The sequence below is a fragment of the Sphingopyxis sp. genome (genome assembly GCF_036261875.1).
Classification (GTDB): Bacteria; Pseudomonadota; Alphaproteobacteria; order Sphingomonadales; family Sphingomonadaceae; genus Sphingopyxis.
Map to the genome: position 1 here is coordinate 1 of NZ_DATAJZ010000024.1, position 21,379 is coordinate 21,379.

Sequence of the window (21,379 nt, forward strand, 5' to 3'; positions counted from 1 at the left end):
TACATGCAGATCGAAGGCATGGCCGAACTCAACCAACCCATGATCGAGGAGGAAAATCAGCCCCTACACATCACCGCCAAAGCCGCCTGACGATGGCCCACGGCCACAGCCGAAATTACACCACCTTGACGGACGCGACCCAAAATCGCTCGTCGAATTGGAAACCGCTTCGCCCCTCGGTTTGCAGTCGTTCTATGGCAGCGGCGTGATTTTCCCGTTGTCGATAGCGCAACTGCGATGCGTCATCTGACCAGGCGAAGTCGGCGACGTCGAAACGCCCGTCAGAGATACTTCTCGTGCCACCTTCGGACAGCGCGGTCACGAAAAGTCGCGTGATTCCTTCTTCTCGTTTCAGGAAGGCCAGCCACTTGCCATCTTTTGACCATTTCGGCGTCAAAGGTTCCGGAGTGCCGGTGGGGAAGCCCTCGAGACCGTAGAGCGTAATCGTCCGGCGCACGTAGTCGCCGCCCATGTCGACAATGCGCGGCGCAGTTCGAACATTGCCGAGATCATAAATCAGCAGGGCTTGGCAGTAGCTGTTGGAGACGGGGTCCGCCTGTCGAAGCTGGATTGCCAGATATCTTCCGTCGGGCGACACAGCAAAGCCGCCCGGGTCTGCCTCAGACGCATCCATCTTTCCGAAATCGCGGAGGCGAATGATATCATCCGCCTCCACACTTCGTGCTATCGATTGCGATGCGACCGGAGGAACTATCGTCGGACATGACGGGCTTGTGTCCCTCGCTGATTGCAAGTCGACGCCGGTCGCATTCGTAGCCACAACTTGCAGAGCGGGCGCCGTCGGTGGCAGCGGCGCAGCTTGTGAGAAAGCCGCACCCGGCAGCGCTGCGGTAGTAAGGAAAATTAACGTGAACGCGCGGTTCGCCGATCGCCGCGCGATGCATTCCATGACGAGGGCCATTAGAAAGACTGCGATAGCGACAACGCGACAAAGCGCCCCATTGGGGAATAATTGGTCGAGTCATAGGGTTCCGTGAAGGGTGCCGGCGCCAAATAGGGGGGCCGCTTGTCGAACAGATTCTCGACGCTGAGACCGATACGGAAACCGTTCGGAAAGCCGCCGGAAGTGGACGTTCGATAGCTGAGCGAAAGATCGACGGTAAACATTGATCGCCCGTCAATCGGGAGCGCCGCACGACGATCTTCGACGCCTCCAATATAGTTGAAATAGACGAATGCTTCGGCGGAATTCCCTTCCCAACCGACACTGGCGCGCGATCGAAAATGGGGTGGGTTCCAGATCGTTCCGGCAAGGTCAAAATAGGGGAAAGCTGATCCGTTCTTCTGGCGGCTGCGAAGCCAACTGCCATTCAACGCTGTGACCAGCGCGCCGTCGTGCAGATCCAGGCGATAGGACAAATTGACATCCACGCCCTCGATTTTTTGCGCCGCGACATTCATATTTCTGTTGTCGATGAGGTACAGGACCGACGCCGGGTCGTAGGCCCCGGCGGTATAATTGAGGAAGCCGCCGGACGCGCCATTGATGGCTGCCTGGAGCGCCACTTCGCTGGGATTCAGTGTGACATAGTTCGCATAATTCGGACTGAGTGCTTCGGGGTAAAACCCGATTGGAGTGCGAACACGGTCGATATATTTCACCCGGAAGTAGGACAGGTCCGCGTTAAGCCCCGGCAACGACTTGGGGTGAAAGGCGACCGTCGCAGTCCAGGTTGTGGCTCGCTCCGGCCGCAATGATGTGGAACCGCCATCAAGATAGAGGGCTGATTCATCTGGTGCAGCGTCGCTCCTCCCAAAATATGTCAGCGGAAGGAGGTACGCATATTGCGTCTGATAAATGGACGCGAGGGTGGGAGCTTTGAACGAACGCCCCCAGGAGAATTTCAGGTCGACGGCATTATTTGGGCTGTAAATCAGGCCGATCTTCGGCGTTGTGACGCTACCGCTATAATTGTACCGGTCGTAGCGGCCGGCTACCGAGATCGTCAGTGCCTTTGCGAATGCCGTTTCGTTCAGCCCTGAAATGACCGGGATCTGGATTTCGCCGAATGCGTAGGTATCGCTCTGATCCCCTCCAGTTGTGACGAATTGATCTCCGTTCGCCGACGATCTCCCGTGAACGCGATAGCGATTTTTCCGGTAGCCGGCGCCCAGCACCGCCCGCACATCCCCTGCGGGCAACGACAGCGCTGAGCCTTCCAGATAGGCTTCAACGGCGTGGAGCGAATGGCAGTAACAAAAGTCTTCGCGGAGGAATACGGTGCCGTTCGATGACGACGCGGTTTGGCGCCGATTCCGACTTCTCGCATAGGTGCTCGCGACCGAAAGCGACCAGTTGTCATCGACGGGGATGGTCAGAGACGGGCTGATCGAAAGCGAGCGATCGGTCGTATGGGAGACGCTAAGGATGTTATTCGTGTTGTAGCTCCCGTCCATGGCCCGATCCACGAAGGTAGCGTCGAGACTGAAGCGCACATCATCGAACAGGCTTTGTGACCCGCTTACGAGCGCGGAGTGCACGCGCTGCCCTTTGATCAGCGGATAAGGTTCCGGGAGATAGTTGGTATAGTCCCGATCCTCTGCATCCACCTCCTCATTTCGGCGAAAACCATATGCGACGAGCAGGTTACCGCTCTGCCACTGCTTGCCAGCCACGATCTGATAAAGCTGCGAAGTGCCGCCTCCATCGGTTGCCGTGCCGACGCGCGCGTTAGCGGTAACGCCGTCAAAGGAACGCCGCAAAATGACGTTCACGACGCCAGCCACCGCATCGGAACCATAAAGCGCCGATGAGCCGTCAGGAATGATTTCGACGCGCTCGATGGCTTCAGTCGGGATACCGGAAATATCGATGCCCTGCGCCGAACCCCCAAAAGACAATCTGTGACCGTTCAGAAGGGTGAGCGTTGCATCGGCTCCGAGGCCGCGCAAGTTGACGGCGGAACCTCCGGTCACATTATCGTTAGTATTTGCACCAGAGCGAGCGCCCTTCCCGACCCCCGGGTTTTGGCCCCCGCCGAAATTTTGCGGGATCGATCTCACGGCTTCGCCAAGATCACCAAACCCGGCTCGCTGAATATCGCCGCGATCAATTCTGATCTCGGGCGATGCAAGTCGCGCGCCTTTGATGCGCGATCCCGTAACGGTGATCTCCTGCTCGGCTGTCTCGACTTGGTCCGGAGAACGCGGTGTACCGGCCCGGCCGATTATAATCGCACTTTTCGTATTTCGGACGACCAGACCGGATCCCTCGATCAGACGCCTGACGGCTTCCTCAGGAGTGAAGTTTCCCGCCAACCGCGGCGCCTTTCGCTGTCGGACGTCTTCATTGTCGAAGACGATGTTTGTGCCGGAAATTCGGCGCACTGTATTCAGCGCGGAAGACAGATCCTGGGCAGGAAGATCATAGCTGGCGGTGATGGCGGACTCAGCAGCGATCGCTGAAGCAACCGGCACAAAGCTGGTGGTCGCGGCGAGCACGAAGCCCGCCACGCTGTAACGAAATTGCATGGACTCTCCCCTCAGTACAGCCAGGCGAGTTCTTGCCCGTGCCTACAGGGTATGAGCGTTGCGCACGCTGCGCAGGGTAGTCGAAGGAAGCGTTATTTCTGCGGATCGCCTAAAATAATGCGGTTCCCGCTCCGCGTTATCTGCAGATCGTAAAGATTCGACAGATTCTCAGCGAGCAATTCCGGGTCATCGATCCCGTTTAGCCCAGACACGATGCGCGGCGCGATGGCGGGGTCTTCAAGGTAGATTTTAGTCGCTGATCGATTGTTCACTCTGGCTATGAGATCTGCAACGCGCGCTTCCTGCGCTTCGGACACGCCCTCCGTCCAGTCGGCTTCCGTTCCTCGTTTTTGAACACTTGCCGAGTTGCCCGAACCTTCGATCGCATAGCGGAGCTCGTCACCTGGCTCGAGCCGGATCGGTTCAGCCTTCCCTGCCGACTGCGCTCGGCGAACGTCAATGGCGCCCCGCAGGAGATGAATCTCCACCGTGCGCTTGTCGCGAAAAGCTACGTCAAAGACAGTTCCCACGGCAACGATCTCGCTGTCGCCCGCGTCAACGACAAACGGACGTTCTTCGTGCGCGACATCGAAGCGCGCTCGGCCGCGGCCTAGTCGTAGACGGCGCTCGCCAGATCGAAACCATGCTCGGATCGTGGTGTCACCGTCCAAGGTCAGGCGAGACCCATCCGGAAGTGAAAACTCGCGCACCTCGCCAGCTTCGGTCGAATATTGGAGCGATGCGTCCGCGTGGCCCTGCGCCATTTGTGTCGTATCCGCTTCCGGCCAGAAGGCTGGTGCTCCGCTCGCGCGCCATGCGACGAAGCCTATGAGCGCCATGCATCCGATTACGGTGATCCAGACGCGTTTGGCCGTCCCGCGCACCGGCTTGGGCGGCGGCAGGTTTTCCCAATCGACGCGCTTGCCGGCGGAATGAAGGCCAGCGATGCGATTATAGGTCGCGCGATGCAGCGCACCACGCGCGAGCCATCGCTTAAATTCCCGCTCGTCTTCCTCACTCACATTCTCATCGTTCATGATAACGAACCATTCGCCGGCCTCGCGGCGGAGCTGATCTTGCTCATAGCGATGTGTTTCAGCCATTGGCGTTCACCCTGTGATCGAGATAGAGCAGTGCCTTCTTCATATGGTATTTGACACCGTCAACGGTGATACCGAGCTTCTCGGCGATCTCCTGATAGGTCAGTTCTTCCTGCCGATGGAGCCGGAATACTTCCCGCGTTCGCGATGGAAGTTCTGAAAGCGCCTCCTCGTAGCGGCGCATGAAATCCGACGCCTCCATCATCCATTCCTGTTCCGGATCGACCCACAACTCGTGGGCCTCGTCCACCGGGACATGGTTTGCTCGATCATGGGCGCGGGGACGCCGCGTGCGCTCCCACAACAGACTTCGGGCAATCGTGCGGAGATAGGCAGCGGGGGTGCGCACCTTAGACCTAGGGCGCGCCTCGACGAAATTGACAAATGTGTCCTGAACAAGGTCGTGCACCTCATCTTGGTTCCGGATCGATCGGCGGAAGAGGCGTGCGAGGCGCGGCGCCTCCGACCGGAACAACCGGTCGATCAACCGATCATTTTCGCCGGTTTCCGGCACAGGGGCGCGATCATTATCGGATCGGTTCATGCCGCAATACCCGCTGCAGAACGCCGCGTGCGCCGAGACGAGGTCTGAAGATTTGGTGGCATGGAATTGAAAGCCGATCAGCAAAGCATGACGCAGCATTGCCCGTGTGCAGGCCAATTGCGTAACGATGTGACGGCCGACCCGCATAGTCGGGCGTTTGTAGATCAGGAGACGGGTTCACCCATCCCCTTCGCGCATCATGACGAGGGTAGCTTGTCGTTGCAACAGCAGAATTTACGCCGCGCCCGCTCAGCACCGGTCCTGAGCGTGGCAACCGTCCGGCACAGGATCAGATATTGCCCGACTCTGACGCGGCAGCGCGTTCGAGCTCAGCCAGTTTCTCGGTGCAGATTTCCCGGACGATCGCGCTCAGCTCCTGCACGCGCTCGCCCAGCCATGCGAGATCTTCCGCGCTGATCCGATAATGTTTCGAATAGCGGGCTTTGACATAGGCGTCCTTCAAGAGGCTGAAGCGGCGGCGCGACTGCCTGTCGTCGTCGGGCCAGACATGGACGAGGCGCCGGTCGACCTTCCTCGCCTGGTTGCGGAGATTTTCCAGATTATGGCTGTGCGGCGTGTACAGCGTGCAGGTCAGCAGCAACGTGTGATAGAGACGCTCAGTAGCCTGATGCAGCTGAAACGCGGCATTCTTTCGAAACCCTTGATTTTGAGCAGCTTCGAACATGGCAAAGAACTCGCCGGCGCTCGGGTACCATTCGTCAAAATATTCGCGTGCCAGCGCGAGCGCATCCGCAGGGCGCTTGGGTCGTGGCGTCGCGAGCTCGCTGTCGTCCGATTGATACAGCGCAACCGCATCCTTGACGACGTCCAAGAAAAAGAAGCGTCCATCGGCGAGATTATTATTCACCTCTTGGAGCGTGTGGACGATCAGGCTCACCGGATGACGCAGCCGGTGAAGAACCATATAATCGCGCGCCAGCCGGTTCTCGAGATGATACCAATATTCGTGATCGGTAAGTTCGACCTGATTGACGATGACGAGGATGTCATAGTTCGAGACATAGCCCTTCTCGGTGTGCGGCTCGTATATCCCCTCGCCGCGCGCCATCGAGCCATAGAGAATGACTTTCAGGATCCGGCCAGCCTTGCGTTCGCCGTTCGCGAGCTTGTGGGCATCTTCGAATTCTTCGAAAATCGCCTGCACGATGGCCTCGAGTTCGCGCTGGCCGCGGGCGGGAAGGTGCGTAATGTCCGTGCGCATGACAATTCTTCCTGCATGACTGGGGGCCATCAGGCAATGGGCGACGGGTTATCGCGCTGCTGGATCGTCAGAGTCTGATCGATCGCGACAAGCGCCGCGGCAAGTTCGCGACGAACCAAATCCTCCGAAATGCCAAGGGCCGCGGCGATCGCCGGATAGTCGAGGCTGCCGCGGGAGGACAATGTGAACACGTCTCGGGCAAGAGGCGGCAGCGCGGCGATGGCGGCCGCCAAGCGCTCGGGATCGATGCTTTCACGGCTGCCGGGGCCGGTTGCGGCGCGGATCCAGGCGCCGATCCACACGCCCGCGCGATCGACGCGACAAGGTGCCCGATCGGCGATGAGCACGCGGTCTTCGGCCGCCCAGGCCTGCCTGGTCGCCTCAATGAGACCTGACGGAGCGGTGTCGTCGGCATCGACCGCAAGCACGGCCTGCACGCGTGCGAGAAGTTCACGTCGACGTCTGCGACGGCTGACGACGCCCAAGAACCTGCTTTCGTCGGCGAGTTGGTCGCGCAGTTCCCGGAGGAGCGCGCAAAGATGAACGGTGTCCATGGAATATATCCTTGATGGCAGCCGAGGACTCCAGCGGGTACGCAACCCGCTGTCCTCGCTTCCATCCTTCCCACTCCCCTTCCTGTCCGACACCGATCGCGCAGTCGTGGGATGCATCGATCAGCCATTGAGTGCCGACGAGCGGGCAGGATGCCGCGCACCATCGAACCTTGCGATAGTGTCGGGCAAAGTAAGTTCGCCCCCCGGAAATTCTCACTGGAAAGTCCGGGGGTAGTGATCAGCAATCACGATGACCGATGAACTGCGCAGACGCGCCGAGCGCGCCGCCTATCGGGGTCGATCTTGAATTCACACAATCCAAATCTTCGGTTCGACGCTGCATGCGTGCGCCAGCCATCGATCTATGCGCGGCAGCTAGCTGCCGCGCATTTGCCGTCGCACTTCTCTCGCGATCAGTTTGTCCGCGGTGAATGAGCTGAGATGGCGTCGGGAGGAAAAACCCAGCGCCGCGATGCCATTTTCGCCAGCCGACCCAGCACCTTATGCCCGCGCCGTCACGATCCCCCAGCATCTGACTGGTGCGATCCTCGCGAATATGATGCGTTGTTGCGGTGCGATCGCCGCGCGTTCGCGTGGGAATGGCTACGGCGGAACGGATTCTATCGCAGCCTTTGGAGCGCGCGTGATACACTGCCGTCAGACGCGCCCAAATGTGTTGGCCTCGTCGCATGGGTCGATCCGGCTCTCGCATCTCCCGTGGCGCGACCGATCTGGAGCACAAAACTGGACCCGAAGGTTGTGAGGAGTCACTTGACCGGCCGGCGAGCGGCTTCGAGTGACCTGTTCGATATTCGGGACTTCGCGTCATTCGTCTCGGTTGAAATTGATGCGAGCCAGACGGAACATTGGCTATTCAGTGACGGGCACTGGATCGTCAGGCTGGACGTGCATGGCGGTTCGCTACTCGGCGGCCCGGCAAGGCTTGAATATCAATTGAGTGGCGTACGATCGGCAAAACCAAAACTGGAAGCACTACGACAGTTGCTCGCCCTGTTTGAAAATGGCCGCTTACCAAGGTCAATGATTCCCCGCGAACAGCGGGCTGCAAGGTGGATAATGGAACTTCGTATCGGCGATGCAATACTTGCCGGCGCCAGCGAACAAGAGATCGCGAGGGAATTGTTCCCAGATGCAATCGCGCCCAAGCGCTGGCGCCGAGAAAATTCGTCTCATCGCCTGAGGGTGCAACGGCTGGTTCGGACAGCCCGAAGTCGTCTTTCCGATCCGCTGGGAGGGCCATGGTTCGAATAATTTGTCGCAAATAGCCGGTGCCTGGGGGCAATTTGCGGGCTGCACACATGTCATCGCTATCTTGCGCGCTCACCATATTTGGCTGCCGAATCTTCTGCGTAGATGCTGCGAGACGCTCGCCGCGTAGCGCAGTTGCCTCCAACCCGTCGGGCTATGATAGACGCCGATCGCCTTCCAATAATCGCCGGCCGCCGCGAGCCCCGACAGGAATATCCAGCGCGCCGCCTCCGCATTGAAACAGGCATCGTTCTGGAGCCAATGCCGAACATGGGTTTCGGGCCGCCCCACGAGCGTCGCAATTTTGGGCACCCACCAGCTGTTGATTTGCAACGGCCCCAGATCATGAGTGCCATTGCTGTTGACGACAGCGGCGCCGATCCAGCCGCCTTCCTGATCGCGCAGACCCCAAAGCGTGCGTTCGAGCCACGGCTTGCCATGGGCGGCGCTGCGGATGCAGCGAGCGATCTCAGCATCGCCCGTCGCGACTGGCGCGCGAGCCATTGCCGGCAGTGAGATGCCGAATGCCAAGGTGAAGATGGCCGCCGTCACCCCAAACCGCAAACCTTGCGAAGCGCGGACCCCGATAGGCGCGCTGGCGAGTTCGGCTGTCCGTGGAAACGGGAATATGTTCATCGATCATGTCCTTGCTGTCGGGAATGCGGTTGCTCTGCGGGCTCGGGATCAGTCGGTGCTTGCGCGCGCTGGCTCTTCGTCGAGCCAGCGAGAATGCCGTTCAGATAGGAATCGAGCTTCGACATGCCGTCTCTCGCGCGGCCCGCGAGCATTTCCGCAAGCGATGGCGGACGCAGAACCTCGTTCCATTCGCGCTCGCGCTCGGCCCTTCGCTCGGCGCGATCCGCACGCGTGCTTAGCATCAGCTCGCGCGCCCGGTCGAGACTTTCAGCGAGCCGGGCGCCGCGGATGTGGTGGCTGTCGCGCCAGAGACGTCCCAAGCCTTCGAGCGAGGACGTCTTTTCGCCAGAATGCTTCTCGAGCTTCTGCACGAGGCGATCACGGTCCTCGGTCCAGAGTTTCACGCCGTAACGAGCACGAGTGATGGCGGTGTAGTAATTCTGGCCATTGACGAGGCCCGATCCGACCGGGGCAAGGACATAGACGCGGTCATAGGTCTTCGACTGCGCCGAATAGACAGTTTCGGCGTAGCCATAATCCCAGGTGCGATGAACGGAGAGGTCGATCTTCTGCGGCTCGACGCTCCGGTCCCAGCGAATAGTCGCGATCGTCCCGTCTAGACGCTCGATCGTCCCGCGCTCCGCATTTTTGAGGCCGAGCTCCCTGGTCGCAAGCCGCCACTGAATGCGATCGCCCGCGGCGATGTCGCGTTTGTCCTCGACGAACACATTGACTTGCGACGCGCGGCCGAGACGGGGATTCCAGAGGATCGTCCCACCCTTCTCGTCGACAAGCCGCACGAGCTGGCGTCCGCGAGCATCGCGTGCGATACCGTCGACACGATATTCGGCGCCGGCGGCGATACCGAGCCCGGCATTGTCGCGGGCGAAGGTCACGACCTGGCCACCCGAATAAAACCGGGCAAAATGCTTCTCCTGGTCGGTCATACCGGAGGGCGAAAGAATATCGATGCGCGCGTCTTCGGCGGCAACGGCCCCTTCCCGCTTCAGAACTTCGCGGATCTGCGTGTTGACGATCAGCCTGGTCGCGTTGTCGAGAACCAAGATATTGGTCTTGTCGCGGTTCTCGGGTTTGAGCCGCGTCCATTCCGCGACGAGGTTAGCCGCAAGTTTGTCCGCGCCCTCGCCGCTGACGATCTTGTCGAGCGATTGGAGTGACGCGGCATAATCCCCGCTGCGCGCGCTCGCCACCGCGGCCTTCATCGACTGGGTTTGCTGTCGGACCGCCTCCGTCAGTTCAGCCGTCGGCAGGCCCAGCTTCTGCATCAGCCAGAATGGTTTGCCCTGCTCGATCGCCCCGGTCTGCTTGTTGTCGCCGAGAAGAAGAACGCGCGCACCGGTGTCGTGGCTGATCTGCAATATCCGCTGCGCTTGTCGGCTACCGAGTTGGCCAGCCTCGTCGACGACCAGGACATGACGGTCGGTAATATCATGCCCGCCGCCGCCTAGGAGCGCGGCGACGGTACGAGAGTCGATACCCGCGTCCTGGCCGAGTTTCGCGGTCGCCGATGAGGTCGGCGCCAATCCGATGAAGGTCCAGCCCGGATCGGCCGCGGCCTTCAACTGCTTGATGAGAGTCGATTTGCCCGAGCCGGCGACGCCGTGAACACCCATGACGCGGTCACTGGATATCGCGATTTCGGCGAGCACCTGTCGCTGGTCATCATTGAGAATGCTCCCGCGCAGCGACGTGTCGATCCGTTCCCGCGACGCAAGCGGAACCCCATCGCCAAGGCTTAGCGAGATATGCGTCGATAGCGCGATCTCGAGCCGCGCGGCGCGGCGCGAGGTTCTGCCGCGCGTAAGGACTTGGTCACCGGTGGGCTCTCTCGTCTTTAGCAGCTTGAGCCGTGCTTCATGCTCCTCGAAGAGGGGGCGAATGTCTCGGAACCGAACATCGCCCACATGCGACGCGAGCCCGGTGCGGATGAGCCGACCAAGGTTATTGACCGCTTCGCGTGTCTCCGACTGGCGAAGCCCGAACAGCGCAGCGCGGCGCACGGTTGCAGTATCGGCGTCCAGATGCTTCTCCTCTCGCGCATCGGCGGCGTCGCGGACAGCTTCGAGCGCGGGAATGTGAGCCTTCGATCGCTCTGCCCATTGGGCATGGAGCGTGTCGAGATCGACTTTCTGCTTGGGGGGCCGGGTCGCGAAGAAAGAAATCGATCGCTCGGCCTGGCCCTGGAAACCATGTTCCTTCGCGTGCGCATTGATCTGCTCGGCCCGGCGCGACGTCGCATCGATCAGCTCCTTGGGGACACCCCGAATCTCGAACAACCCCCGGCGCGGGTCGAACTCGATCTCGTAACCAATCCCCCTGAGGTCATGGGCGAGGTCGTTGCGATAGATCTGGCCGGCGACCATCTGCTCGGCGAACATGGCGCGGGATTCGAGGCTCACCATCTGCTCGTCACCGGCATGGCGGGTCATGTTGAGGATGACGACATGGGTATGGAGGTGCGGATCGAGCTCGCGCGAGGCATGTTCGGTAAAACGCGCATAGAGAAGCTGGCCCGTCGTCTCGTGGGTAATCTTGCCGTCCATGCGCCGACGGAGTTCGGCATGCTCCTCGATCCAGGCGATGGCCGTCCCGACCGCGCGCTCATGCGCGGCGATGATCCTTTCATCGCCCGTCACCAGTGCCATGATCGACACCGACTTCGGGGCTTTGACGGCAAAGTCCCACCCCGGATGATGCTGAACTTCGCCATTCCGGATACGCCCGAGTTGCTGCCCATCGACCTTGCCGGCGAGCAGCGCCTCGAACGCCTTGCGGTCGACCGGCCCCGAAAGACCGAGGTCGGCCGCAAGCTTCCCGCCCCACTCCGAGGGCTCATCCCCACCCTTGGTGTAATAATCGCCGATCGTATAATAGCGGGCGATATTGCCGGGTTTGCCTCCAAGGCGGCGCGGATGGATCATGCAGGCTTCGCGGGCCGGCGGCGACCGCCCGGACGACCGTGCTGCCGTAGGGTGCGATCCCAGTGCGGGGCGATGATTTCGAGGGGCGTGGCCGGATTATCGGGCGAACCATCGGCGGGCGCGTCCCGGTCGGTTGGCGCCTCCCCATTCGTGTCTTCAGGCGCGGGATCGGACGCGCCCATCGGGAGATCGAGCTTCAGCTCGGGCGCATTCGCATTCGCTTCGCGCTTCCCGGACCGTTTGCGCGCTGGCGCACCGTTCTTCGCCGGTTTCGCCGATGACGGGGCAGCCTCTACCGAACCTGATGGTGACGGCGGCGCGGGCAGAGGCGCGATGCGATGCGGAAGTCGACGGCGTTCGGTAAATGCCTCTCCAATGGATGGCAGGTCGTTGTATCGATCCGCAAAGCGAACGACGGGCAGGTCGCGACCGAACCGCAGATAGCCCGACAGGTTCGGGAGGTTCGTGACCTCGGTGTGCATCACAAGAGGTCGCGTCACCTGGATGCGCGAGAGATTGACCCCGTCGCGCATGTCGTTGACGCCGTAGCTCATCCCCTCGTTCGCCTCGACCTGCTCGACCTGTCCCAAATTCTCGCTGACGTGCTTGGCGGTGGGGGTATCGTTCGCCCGGAGCGCGACCCAGGTCGAGCAATAGCCGGTGATCGCCGCGGCATCCTGGATGCCGTATGTCGCCTCGAGCTGCGGATAAGACTGGAACCCGAGGATGCCGCAGCCGCCATATTTGCGGGCGCGTGCGAGAAAGTCCGAAAGCGATGGCAGTTTCTGGAGCGAGGGTAGCTCGTCGATCACGCAATAGAGGCGGCGCTGCTGATCGGGTTTCAGGCTCATGATCGCGCTGATCGCGATATCGAGCCAGACCGTGATGAGGGGGCGGAGCGAGGGAAGCTGGTCGGCCTTCACGGTGACGAACAGCCAGCTGTCGTCCCCCTCGGTCGCCACCCAGTCGCGGATCGAAAGCCCGTCGTCGGTATCATCGAGATAGGCGAAGCTGCGCATCACCGACGCGAGCTCAGCCTGGACGCCCGCCGACGTGCGTTCGCCCTCCATCGAGATAAACGCCGCCGCATCGGTCCCTGCGGCGAAGGCGGACAAATCCTTCAGCGAGGAGCGGACGATGGTGTGAAGGAGGATCGATATATAGGTGCGTCCCTGCGCTGCGAGCTTGCGCAGCACGGCGACCAGAGTACCGCGCGCGGCCTTAGGCCAGAAAGGATCGCCATGCTTGTCGGGGATCGTCGATTCCGCGATCTGGTCATAATGATAATCGTGCGGAACATCGACCCAGGGCGACCAGATGGCCGACCGTTCGTCGAGGGGGTTGAGCAGGATGTCCTTCCCCTCGCGGTAGAATTTCTCGACGAAGGTGCCGGCGGTGTCGTAAACGATCGCCCGCTTGCCCTTGGCGCGGATGCCCTCGAGCATCTTGACGATCATGTTGGTCTTGCCCGTGCCGGGAGCGCCGCAGATCAGAACATGCTCGGTTTCAAAAGCGTTCGGGACGTTGATGCCCCCGATCGCGAAGCTGCCCTTCGCTTCGCCGCGAAGCGCGCGTCGTACCTGACGGACTGTCCCGAAGTGGGCCCCGCGCAGATATTCATTGGAACCGAGCCCCTTCCCTGTCCGGGTAAAATAGAACCAGGCGAAGACAAGTGCTGCGAGCGCGAACACCCCGGACAGGATCGCCCCGCCGATGAGATCGCTCTCGAGCTTTTCGAGCGCCTGCTTCGCGATCACAGAATCGACCAGCCAGTCGGCCGACGTCCAATATTCGCGGCCATCCGGGGTGCGGAACAGGACCGGGTCGTTCGTCCCCGGCGCGGCGTCGGCCTTGAAGTTTGCCTCAATGAGCTTGGTAAGGACGAAGCGCTGATAGGCATCCGATTTTTCGAAGGCGTACCAGATGGCGCCGATGACCCAGATGCTGAGCCCGGCGAGGGTGGTCTGGAAGAAGACCTGGGTGGTCATCCGGACATTGTGGACGATGGCCTGGCCGCCGCGCGTCCAGCTGCCGAGCGTGTCGTTGCGGAAGATGCTCATGACGACGCGCCTCCCCCCAGAGCGGGAAGGTCGCCAGCGGTGATCAGTCCCCGGTCGAGGAGTAGCCGCTTTGTATCTTCCATCCCCTTTGCGAGCGATTTGGGCGCGCGCGCGCCGACGTCGGACGCGAGGATCGCGAGCACTTGGATGACGGTCGAATGAAGTTCGTCGAAGCGGGCATGGAAGCCAAAGGGGTCGGCGCCGTTCAGCTGTTCGAGGGCGTCACGAACGAAGGCCGCGGTAGAGGCGCCTGCCGCATCCGCATCGGCCGCGAGCCGGTCGTATAGATCGTCGGGAAGACGAATAGTCAGTCTTGCCATGGCAAGCTCCTGGTCTGGAGCTTCGGCAAGTGAGGACGCGTAGCCCCTCTTATATAGCAAAACCGGCTCTGACAGGCAAATCGATGAAGGATATTTCGAGGTTCTGGCCTGTCGCAATCATCTCGATCCAGCTACGGTCGGCTTGAAAAACGGTTCAAACAAAACTATCTGAATGCCGTAAGCGTCGTATTTTGGTGAAGCCATGCCGAGCCTGTCGAAACAGATTCTGGATTATGTCCCCGAGGGGAAAGTCGTCGATCGCGCGCAGATTGCGCTCGACGCCGATTATGATTCCATTGGCCGCGTGCTGCGCAAGCTGGTCGACGATGGTAAACTCGTGCGTGTCGGTCGCGGCCGTTACCGCAGGCGGGCACGCGGCTCGACTATGTCCTCGAACTCGATCGCCGATCGTGTTGCGCGACGCGTGGCTCGTTCAAAGCGCAATGTCTTCCTGCGCCGGGATTTCGAGACGTTTGGCAGCTATGATGCCGTTGGGCGCGCCCTGCGGAGGGTCACCGAGGAGGGCCGCCTCGTCCAGATCGGCTACGGGCTCTATGCGCGCGCCGAACGCTCGCCGGTGACCGGCAAGCCCGCCCCCGTCGTCGGGATCAAGCGGCTCGCGACCGAGGCCCTCAAGCGGCTGGGGAAAACGGTCTCCGATTCCGGCCAGACAAGAGATTATAACAGCGGCCGAACGAACCAAGTCCCCACCGGGCGAACGATTGCCGTCAAGAACCGTGTCCGCCGCCGGATCGGCTATGATGGCGCCTATGTCATTCTCGAACGCGCCTGACGCAAGAACGCTCGGGCGCGTCGCAGGTGCGCTGCGCGTCGACGAAGCGTTCGTCGAGAAAGACTGGTATGTCGTCTAGGCCATTCAGGTCCTTCTCAACTGGCCACGCCCGACCTTACGCCAGTGTTTTCAGGGGGAACGTCGCTCCTAAAAGCGCACGGGCTGATTCAGAGATTTTCAGAGGAGTTAGATTTCAAGCTCATCCTCTCGGACGCATTCTTGGAAAAGTCTCCGGGGCAAAAACGTAGTGCGTTGAGCGCCTTCAAGAACGGACTCGCCGATGCCTGGGCGGCAGCGGGATTCGTCATAACCGGGGTCGAAGCCGGAAGTGGCAACGGGTTCATCCAGATCGACATGGACTATCCAACGATCCTCGATGGGCATGACGCGCTCCGCCCCCATATCCAGGCCGAGATATCCGCCAAGCCCACGCCGCTTGCGACCGGCGAACGGCCGCTGGCATCTTTCGTCCATCAGTATCGTGGATTGGAACCCGAGATCACCGCGATTGCGTGCGTCGATCCGGTCGAGACAGCCGCCGACAAGCTGAGCGCCTTCTGCTGGCGGGTGCTCACCCGCGACCGCGAGAGGGTCGGTGATGACCCGACGATCGTGCGTCATCTTCACGATCTCGCGGCGCTCGAAGCGACCGCTTCCGCAAACGCGCAGTTCCCTGCCCTGGCTGAAGAGACGATTATGGCCGATTCGCATCGCGGTGGCGGCGCACTGGAAGGCATGCTCCCTGCGCAACGCATGGCGGCCCTGGTGGAGCACCTGCAATCAGACACGCTCTATGCGGATGAATATGCCCGCTTCGTAGGCGGAATGGCCTTTGCCACTGAACAGAAATTCCCACATTTCCGGAAGCCGTCGGGGCGCTGGAGCGGCTTTGCAGGCCGGTACCGGCCAAATAGAGTCGGTACCGGCGTTTTTCCATGTGGCAGCTGCGGCAGCCAAAAGATGCCAAATGAAATCAGAAGCTTGCACCCAATGGCTGCCAAACGCGGCCGCAACCGGCAGCCGCGGCTGCCAGATGACGCCATCTTGGTCGAGCCAGGATATCCACATAACTAGCTGAATTAGAATGAGGAACAGATCCGCAGCACCCGTGCGTAGGGTGCATTACAAACGCCAACGGCGTGCGTCCGCCCACCGCAGCGACGTGTCGCTGCGACACCTCGTGCCGGAAGGCGCGGGGGTTCCCCCCGCCGGGGGGGATTTCTTCATCTGCCGGCGGCACGCCGGCCAGGATAATTGACGTTTGATCATGGCGCATTCCTTCGGATAGAATTGGAAGCTGGCGGGCAGACCATTTGAAGGATGATGGTTATGCCCAAGAAGAGTGAACGTGAACGCCTCGCCGATCTCGAAGCGCGTCAGCGCAAGGTCGCCGAGGACGTGGAGAATGCCCGCCGCGCCCTGCGCGGCCGCTATGCGTCGATCATCGGCGAGCTTGCCGTCGAGGAACTGACCGAACGCGAATTTCGAGAGCTTGTAGGCCTTGCTATCCGGTCCGGCGGCGAAGCGGCGGTGGGGGCACTCAAATCCCTGCCGATACGTCCCGCCAAGTAACGCTATCCCGAAGGGATGCCCCTGCGACGAGCACGGCGAAGCCGCGCGCAGGAGGCCGATGGCATCGCCATCGCATCGCCCGCGCGACGGACCCCGCCAGGGGTCCACGAGCGCGGGCGACCTTCCCTTACACCAAAAAGAAAAGGGACGGCCCGGCACTCCGGACCGTCCCTTTGCGCCGCCCGATCAGGCGGCGAGACGCTGGTCGATAAGGCGGAAGAAATGCGCGGGCACGCCCTTCGCGCGGACCAGCCGGGCGAGATGTGACTGAAGCCCCGAGCCTTCGCAGACCAGGGCTTCCACCGGGTTCAGTCCGAGCAGTTGCTCATTGCGCATAAACCCCGCGCGTTGCCCGAACTTGCTGCTGAGGGTGAAAGCGACGAGCGGTGTTGCGGTCCGGGCCGCCCATGCAGCGGCAATGGCATCGCACCCCTTGGACTGCGCGGTCGTCGCCAGCACCATCGCCGGGATGCGCACCTTGATCTGGTCGAGCCGCTCGGTCAGCAGGGCGTGATCTTCCCATTGCTGCCCGCCCGAGAAGATCACCACGGGCCCCTGCGGGGCGTGGGCGTCGATCCGGCGCTGACGCCGCGCGGCGAGGAAATCGGTCGCCGCCACCACCGCGGCGGTGCGCTTGCTCGACACCAGCGACCCCCGGGGTGCCGCCCATGGGCGTCCGGTTTCGGCGGCGAAGGTCTGGGCGGCATAGTCGCGCATGCAGGCCACCGCGTCGCGCGCCTCGTCGAGAGAATGGCAGAAGGTCTGCGCCTCCTCCAGCTCGGCGGTCAGGATCTCGCTGCCGTCGGCGTCGCGGACGAGATCCTTGACCTTCAGCGCGGCCTTGTCGGCTTCGGCATCGAGCTGGTCCGCGACCTTGTGGAAGCTGTGGACGATGCCCCAAGCAATGCGGTCGGCGATCCCTTCGAGGCGGGTGTCGCGGAACAGATCGAAGAAGGTGCGGACCGCCATTTCCGTAGCGAGCTCCGCCGCGTGGGGGAGCGGCATGTCGGCGTCGGTCGGCTCGTCGGCATAGCCCATCCGGAAGCCGCCCGTGGTTTCGGTGAAGGCGTTTTCGAAGGCGGGCGACACGGTTTCCGCGGCGATGAGGTCAGCGATTTCTTGGTCGGTGCGAGTGGTTTGTGTATGCTTCGTCATGAGAACCTCCTTGAAAAAGAGGTCTCCTTCCCTGCACGGGCTCTGAGCGACGGGGTCAAGGATCGGGCGCAGCCCGACCGCGCAGCGGCGATGGGGGTCACGATTTTCTTTGGCGGCCACCGGCACCCGATGGGCTACGCCGCGCCCGCCGCGCCGAAGAAAATGGTGGGGCCCCGTCGTCCTTGAGGCCGGCGCTGCCCCCGTGCCACACTAAAAAGAGTTGAGAGAGAAGAAGAGGCTTGCGAAGCGGGGGCTCGATGCCCCCGATTCGCAAATGGTTGCATCAAACGCGATTATTTGCGGAAGGTCTCCGCCAGACCGGGAGGTGCGCCGCAACGGTGCTGGTCAGCCCTTCGAAGGGGAAGCGAGAGAGGATGAAGATAGTTGGACGCGTGTGAGCAGACCGAACGGGTGGACAGCGCATCGCGGATGATCCTCGCCACGCCGCGGCAGTTGTTCCGTACCTATTTTGACGCCGAGAAGATGAAGAGTTGGCGGGTGCCCGATGGCGCGACGGGCACCTATTCGGTGCTTGAACCGCAGCCCGGTGGGCGTTTCTGCCTAAATCTCCTCTATTCCGATCGGGCGGAGATCGACGGGCCTGAAGCCGCAATCGAAATCATCACCGGCACATTCACCGAGTTCCTACCCGACGAGCGTGTGGTCGAAGCGATTCGCTACACGAACGCCGACGCGGCTTATTCCGGCATGATGACGTTGACCCTCACGATCGAGCCAGCGAAAGTCGGCTCCAAAGTCTCGCTCCACGCGACCGGCATGCCCCCGGCGCTGGAGGTCACCGCCCATCGCGCGACACTTGCCGCAGCGCTACGGCGGCTGGCGCTGCTGACCGAATGAACGAGGAAGGCGGCCGCCTCGCAAGAAAGGCGACCGCTCATTTTCTTAACGTCGTTCGAAGGCTTCTCCGGTCGGCGGCATATAGGCCTCGAACGGATTGCCGTCATGCAAATGTCCGAACGGCGTCATGACATAGCTCGAACCCTCGCGCCCCACCGCGCAGATGACATAACGGGGCTCGCCCGACGCCGCATCGGTACATTCCATCAGGGCGAGGTCGCCTTTTTCCGCCGCACGGCGGAGCGTCGCGAAGTTCCGCCGATAAGCCTCAGGAATCGCCATCGCCGTCACGCCGTCAGGCGGAGGCCGGGGCCCCGCTGTGCCGCCGGGCGCGAAACGTCATCCGGCTTCTTGAAGGCATGAATCGGCACCCCGGCCTTGCGGAGGAGCTGGTAAAGATTGGCCTGAAGCCCCGACCCCTCGCAGAGCAAAGCCTCGACTGGCTTCAGCTCGGCGAGCTTGCGGTTGCGGTTGAAGGCGGTTTTCCGCCCCGAGCCATAAAGGCCATAGGCAACGAGTGGCACGCTGTTCTCGGGACGCGCCGCCCATGCGGCGGCGATCGCGTCGGCGCCCTTGCGCTGGCCGGTCGTCACTAGCGTCATATGCGGCACGCGGGCCTTGATCTGGTCGAGCCGCGCCCACAGCGGTTCCCAGTCGGCCCAGACGGCGGGACCCGAGAAGACGACGATCGGGCCTTGCGGGAGGGTCCGTTCGCGCGCGGCGAGCGCCCGCTCGCGCAGAAAATCTTGCGCCGCGATCTGGCTCGCCATCGAGACGGACGACGCCCGGGTTCCCTTCGCCGGCGACCATGGCCAGCCGGTGAGCGCGCGATACATTTCGGCGGCATAATCGCGCATGCATTCGATGGCGTCGCGCTGTTCCGCGAGCGAGCGGCAGAGGAGCTGCTTCTCCTCCAGGCTCGTCGCATAGACTTCGCTGAGGTCCGGCGTGCGCGCGAGATCACCGAGTTCCTGCGCAATTGAATCTTCGCGGCGCGCAAGCTTTCCGGCCGTGAAATGGAATGAATTGACGAAGCCCCATGCGATGTCCGGAGCGAACGCTTCGAGGCGCGTGTCGGTGAAGAGGTCGAAGATCGCGGCGATCACGCCGCCGCATTCGGCCTGCGCGGCGAAAGGCTCGGGCATGTCGAGATCGCTCGGCTCGTCCCCGGCGGAGACGATCGAGAGCGGGATTGGGTCGCCGAAGGCGGCCTGAAATTCAGGCGTGGCGATGGCCTCGGCGTATAGCTGTTTCAGGTCGGCGAAGCGGTCGACGGACGCGGGGTTGGCGTTGGTCATGATGGGCCTCCAGTCAGCAAAAATGAAAATCGGCCGGAGCGGCTGCGCCGCCCGGCCGCACGAGGATCAGTGGAGCGTTGCGCCCGCAGGCTTCCGCGGCGCCGGGCTGGCAGCGATGCCGTCCAGCGGGCGCAGCCCGTTGACGACCTCCCATGCGAGGACGGGCGCGAGCGGTTCGAGCGCGGTTCCGGCGACGATGTCGAAGACAGCGGCGATGACGGCGCCGCATTCGATGAGACGAATCTGGGCCATGACGGCCTCCCAAGCTGGATGAGAAAAATGGGCCGGGAACCGAAGCCCCCGGCCCGTCAAGCCTGACCGTCAGAACGGGACCTCATCATCGACGTCGGCGCCGGCGCCCGCGCCATTATCCATCAGCGCGCCGTCGGTGCCTGCGGTGCTCTCGCCGAACCCGCCGCCCTGCTCACCGTCGCCATAGTCGCGGCGCGACGAGCGGATCGCGGGACCGAAGTCGTCGCGGCGCTGCGGGCGCCGCCACGCGACGCGGTAGCCATCCTGCTCGGACCCGAAGAGCGCGATCGGGAGCGGTTCCGGGAGGCTCGGGTCGTCGATCGAGCCCTGAAGGAAGACTTCGCCGGTGGTATTTTTGGCGACGGCTTCCCAGAGAGCGCCGAGTTGGACCCAGCGATTGCCGACGTTGAGCGCGACGATCTCATAGGCCGGGGCCCGCTCGTGATCGCTCTCGACCGGACGAAGGCCGAGACGCGGCAGATCGATGGTGCGGGTCGCGATCGACCCCATCAGACGGCCGTTCCGATTGCTGAATTCACCAATATTCATGGGACTTTCCTTTGACGTTCATCGCTCCGGCCAATCCCGAAGCGACACCCGCCAAGGTCCCCCTCTCCTCTCTGTCCCGCCGCCGCCGTCCGGCGCCGCGGCCTGCGGTCGCACCCGCCCTCGCGCCCTCACGCACCCGCTCGCTTCAGGCGCGCGGATGCGCTATGCAGGTCGCATGGATGCCGAGACGATGAGGACGGTTGCGCGGCTCGCGCGGTCGCGCGCGGATCGCGGCAGTTCCGCGGCGCATGGTGACGGGCTCCAGCGGCTCGGGGCCGCGCGGGCGCTGCGCCAGCTCGCGATCGATCTCGAAGTCTCGGCCGATGCGTGCGAGGTCAGTCCCCCGCCATCCCGTCGGCGCGGCCGACCGGCCTAGCTCCACCCGGCCCCCGCGCATTTCCCTTTCGGCAGCCAATCGTTACCCTTCAGGGCCGAGATCCGGCGCAGCCGGAGCTCGGTCGGAGCGGCGCGCAGCGCCGCGGAGATAGAGCGGCGGTGCCCGCGGCAGCGGACAGCCGCCCCGCAGCGACATCCAACCATCTGCGGATCAAGCACAACAGTCCGGTGCCAGGCTATTCCAGGGGACAGAGTCTCGAACGCGCCGCAGGCGCGCTGCCAATGCGGCGCGCCTGCGATCGGTCGGACGGCAGTCTCAAGATAAGAGAGGCGGCGGCCGCTAACGCCGCCGGTAGTGTCATTCCGCGATGCGAGGGGTCAGAGCGAGCGGTAGCTCGCGGTCCGGTGACGGCGCGGTCGCGGTGTT

The 21,379-nt window shown here is 62.4% G+C and carries 21 protein-coding genes and 1 pseudogene; 7 read left to right on the plus strand and 15 right to left on the minus strand.

Translation table 11 applies throughout. From position 1 onward, the window contains the following. Window positions 1–115: 115 nt before the first annotated feature. From VHO04_RS10765 to VHO04_RS10790, 6 genes are all read right to left on the minus strand, one after another. Entirely contained in the window at window positions 116–910 is a 795-nt protein-coding gene (locus tag VHO04_RS10765) for a hypothetical protein (RefSeq protein WP_329628331.1), read from the minus strand. A gap of 11 nt (window positions 911–921) precedes the next feature. Then, complete coding sequence (locus VHO04_RS10770) at window positions 922–3,492, minus strand: TonB-dependent receptor (RefSeq protein ID WP_082665244.1); 2,571 nt, start codon at window positions 3,490–3,492, stop codon at window positions 922–924. 92 nt (window positions 3,493–3,584) lie between these two features. Then, window positions 3,585–4,595, minus strand: coding sequence for a FecR family protein (locus VHO04_RS10775; RefSeq protein ID WP_058804228.1), 1,011 nt, complete (start codon window positions 4,593–4,595; stop codon window positions 3,585–3,587). Next, window positions 4,588–5,283, minus strand: a complete 696-nt coding sequence (locus VHO04_RS10780; protein WP_082665243.1) for an RNA polymerase sigma factor — start codon at window positions 5,281–5,283, stop codon at window positions 4,588–4,590. The genes VHO04_RS10775 and VHO04_RS10780 overlap by 8 nt, the downstream gene beginning before the upstream one ends. 142 nt (window positions 5,284–5,425) lie before the next feature. After that, a complete protein-coding gene (locus VHO04_RS10785; RefSeq protein ID WP_329628332.1) occupies window positions 5,426–6,358 on the minus strand; it encodes a HEPN domain-containing protein in 933 nt (310 codons plus the stop codon). Between the two features lie 29 nt (window positions 6,359–6,387). Next, window positions 6,388–6,912, minus strand: a complete 525-nt coding sequence (locus tag VHO04_RS10790) for a sigma factor-like helix-turn-helix DNA-binding protein (RefSeq protein WP_058804225.1) — start codon at window positions 6,910–6,912, stop codon at window positions 6,388–6,390. A 441-nt stretch (window positions 6,913–7,353) separates the two neighbouring features. Here VHO04_RS10790 and VHO04_RS18860 point away from each other — a divergent pair. Then, window positions 7,354–7,539, plus strand: a pseudogene (locus VHO04_RS18860) (transcriptional regulator domain-containing protein); the annotation flags it as partial. Window positions 7,540–7,683: 144 nt separating this feature from the next. Further along, window positions 7,684–8,184: a DNA -binding domain-containing protein gene (locus VHO04_RS10795; RefSeq protein WP_168707799.1), complete on the plus strand. Its 501-nt coding sequence runs from the start codon at window positions 7,684–7,686 to the stop codon at window positions 8,182–8,184. 69 nt (window positions 8,185–8,253) lie between these two features. On the opposite strand, the gene VHO04_RS10800 is transcribed toward VHO04_RS10795, so the two are convergent. The 4 genes from VHO04_RS10800 to VHO04_RS10815 all read right to left on the minus strand — a co-directional run bounded on the left by VHO04_RS10800 (window position 8,254) and on the right by VHO04_RS10815 (window position 14,139). Then, window positions 8,254–8,685, minus strand: coding sequence for a lytic transglycosylase domain-containing protein (locus tag VHO04_RS10800; protein ID WP_058804247.1), 432 nt, complete (start codon window positions 8,683–8,685; stop codon window positions 8,254–8,256). Window positions 8,686–8,813: 128 nt separating this feature from the next. Next, window positions 8,814–11,759: a MobF family relaxase gene (gene mobF / locus VHO04_RS10805; protein ID WP_062900429.1), complete on the minus strand. Its 2,946-nt coding sequence runs from the start codon at window positions 11,757–11,759 to the stop codon at window positions 8,814–8,816. Continuing rightward, entirely contained in the window at window positions 11,756–13,819 is a 2,064-nt protein-coding gene (locus VHO04_RS10810) for a type IV secretion system DNA-binding domain-containing protein (RefSeq protein WP_058804223.1), read from the minus strand. The genes mobF and VHO04_RS10810 overlap by 4 nt, the downstream gene beginning before the upstream one ends. Continuing rightward, window positions 13,816–14,139, minus strand: coding sequence for a ribbon-helix-helix protein, CopG family (locus VHO04_RS10815; RefSeq protein ID WP_058804222.1), 324 nt, complete (start codon window positions 14,137–14,139; stop codon window positions 13,816–13,818). The genes VHO04_RS10810 and VHO04_RS10815 overlap by 4 nt, the downstream gene beginning before the upstream one ends. Window positions 14,140–14,341: 202 nt before the next feature. Here VHO04_RS10815 and VHO04_RS10820 point away from each other — a divergent pair, with 202 nt between their 5' ends. From VHO04_RS10820 to VHO04_RS10830, 3 genes are all read left to right on the plus strand, one after another. After that, window positions 14,342–14,932: a hypothetical protein gene (locus tag VHO04_RS10820; protein ID WP_058804221.1), complete on the plus strand. Its 591-nt coding sequence runs from the start codon at window positions 14,342–14,344 to the stop codon at window positions 14,930–14,932. Window positions 14,933–15,055: 123 nt separating this feature from the next. After that, window positions 15,056–16,006 (plus strand): nucleotidyl transferase AbiEii/AbiGii toxin family protein, encoded by a 951-nt coding sequence (locus VHO04_RS10825; RefSeq protein ID WP_232014687.1) that lies wholly within the window; start codon window positions 15,056–15,058, stop codon window positions 16,004–16,006. Window positions 16,007–16,261: 255 nt separating this feature from the next. Further along, window positions 16,262–16,504, plus strand: a complete 243-nt coding sequence (locus VHO04_RS10830; protein WP_062902938.1) for a hypothetical protein — start codon at window positions 16,262–16,264, stop codon at window positions 16,502–16,504. 186 nt (window positions 16,505–16,690) lie between these two features. Here VHO04_RS10830 and VHO04_RS10835 read toward each other — a convergent pair whose 3' ends face one another. Then, window positions 16,691–17,659: an SLOG family protein gene (locus tag VHO04_RS10835; RefSeq protein ID WP_062900430.1), complete on the minus strand. Its 969-nt coding sequence runs from the start codon at window positions 17,657–17,659 to the stop codon at window positions 16,691–16,693. 411 nt (window positions 17,660–18,070) lie between these two features. Between VHO04_RS10835 and VHO04_RS10840 the strand changes: the two genes are divergently transcribed. Continuing rightward, window positions 18,071–18,517 (plus strand): SRPBCC domain-containing protein, encoded by a 447-nt coding sequence (locus tag VHO04_RS10840; protein WP_062900431.1) that lies wholly within the window; start codon window positions 18,071–18,073, stop codon window positions 18,515–18,517. A 45-nt stretch (window positions 18,518–18,562) separates the two neighbouring features. On the opposite strand, the gene VHO04_RS10845 is transcribed toward VHO04_RS10840, so the two are convergent. The 4 genes from VHO04_RS10845 to VHO04_RS10860 all read right to left on the minus strand — a co-directional run bounded on the left by VHO04_RS10845 (window position 18,563) and on the right by VHO04_RS10860 (window position 20,616). Beyond that, on the minus strand, window positions 18,563–18,799 hold the full coding sequence (locus tag VHO04_RS10845) for a DUF6117 family protein (RefSeq protein ID WP_062900432.1): 237 nt from the start codon (window positions 18,797–18,799) through the stop codon (window positions 18,563–18,565). 5 nt (window positions 18,800–18,804) lie between these two features. After that, window positions 18,805–19,815 carry an SLOG family protein gene (locus VHO04_RS10850; RefSeq protein WP_062900433.1) on the minus strand — a complete coding sequence of 337 codons (1,011 nt, stop codon included), beginning with the start codon at window positions 19,813–19,815 and terminating at the stop codon, window positions 18,805–18,807. 66 nt (window positions 19,816–19,881) lie between these two features. After that, the gene (locus VHO04_RS10855) at window positions 19,882–20,067 is read right to left on the minus strand and encodes a hypothetical protein (protein ID WP_062900434.1); all 186 of its coding nucleotides are present in this window, start codon (window positions 20,065–20,067) and stop codon (window positions 19,882–19,884) included. A gap of 69 nt (window positions 20,068–20,136) precedes the next feature. Continuing rightward, window positions 20,137–20,616, minus strand: a complete 480-nt coding sequence (locus tag VHO04_RS10860; RefSeq protein WP_062900435.1) for a DUF736 domain-containing protein — start codon at window positions 20,614–20,616, stop codon at window positions 20,137–20,139. A gap of 157 nt (window positions 20,617–20,773) precedes the next feature. Between VHO04_RS10860 and VHO04_RS10865 the strand changes: the two genes are divergently transcribed. Continuing rightward, window positions 20,774–20,992, plus strand: coding sequence for a hypothetical protein (locus VHO04_RS10865; protein WP_232014688.1), 219 nt, complete (start codon window positions 20,774–20,776; stop codon window positions 20,990–20,992). The last annotated feature ends 387 nt before the right edge of the window (window positions 20,993–21,379 follow it).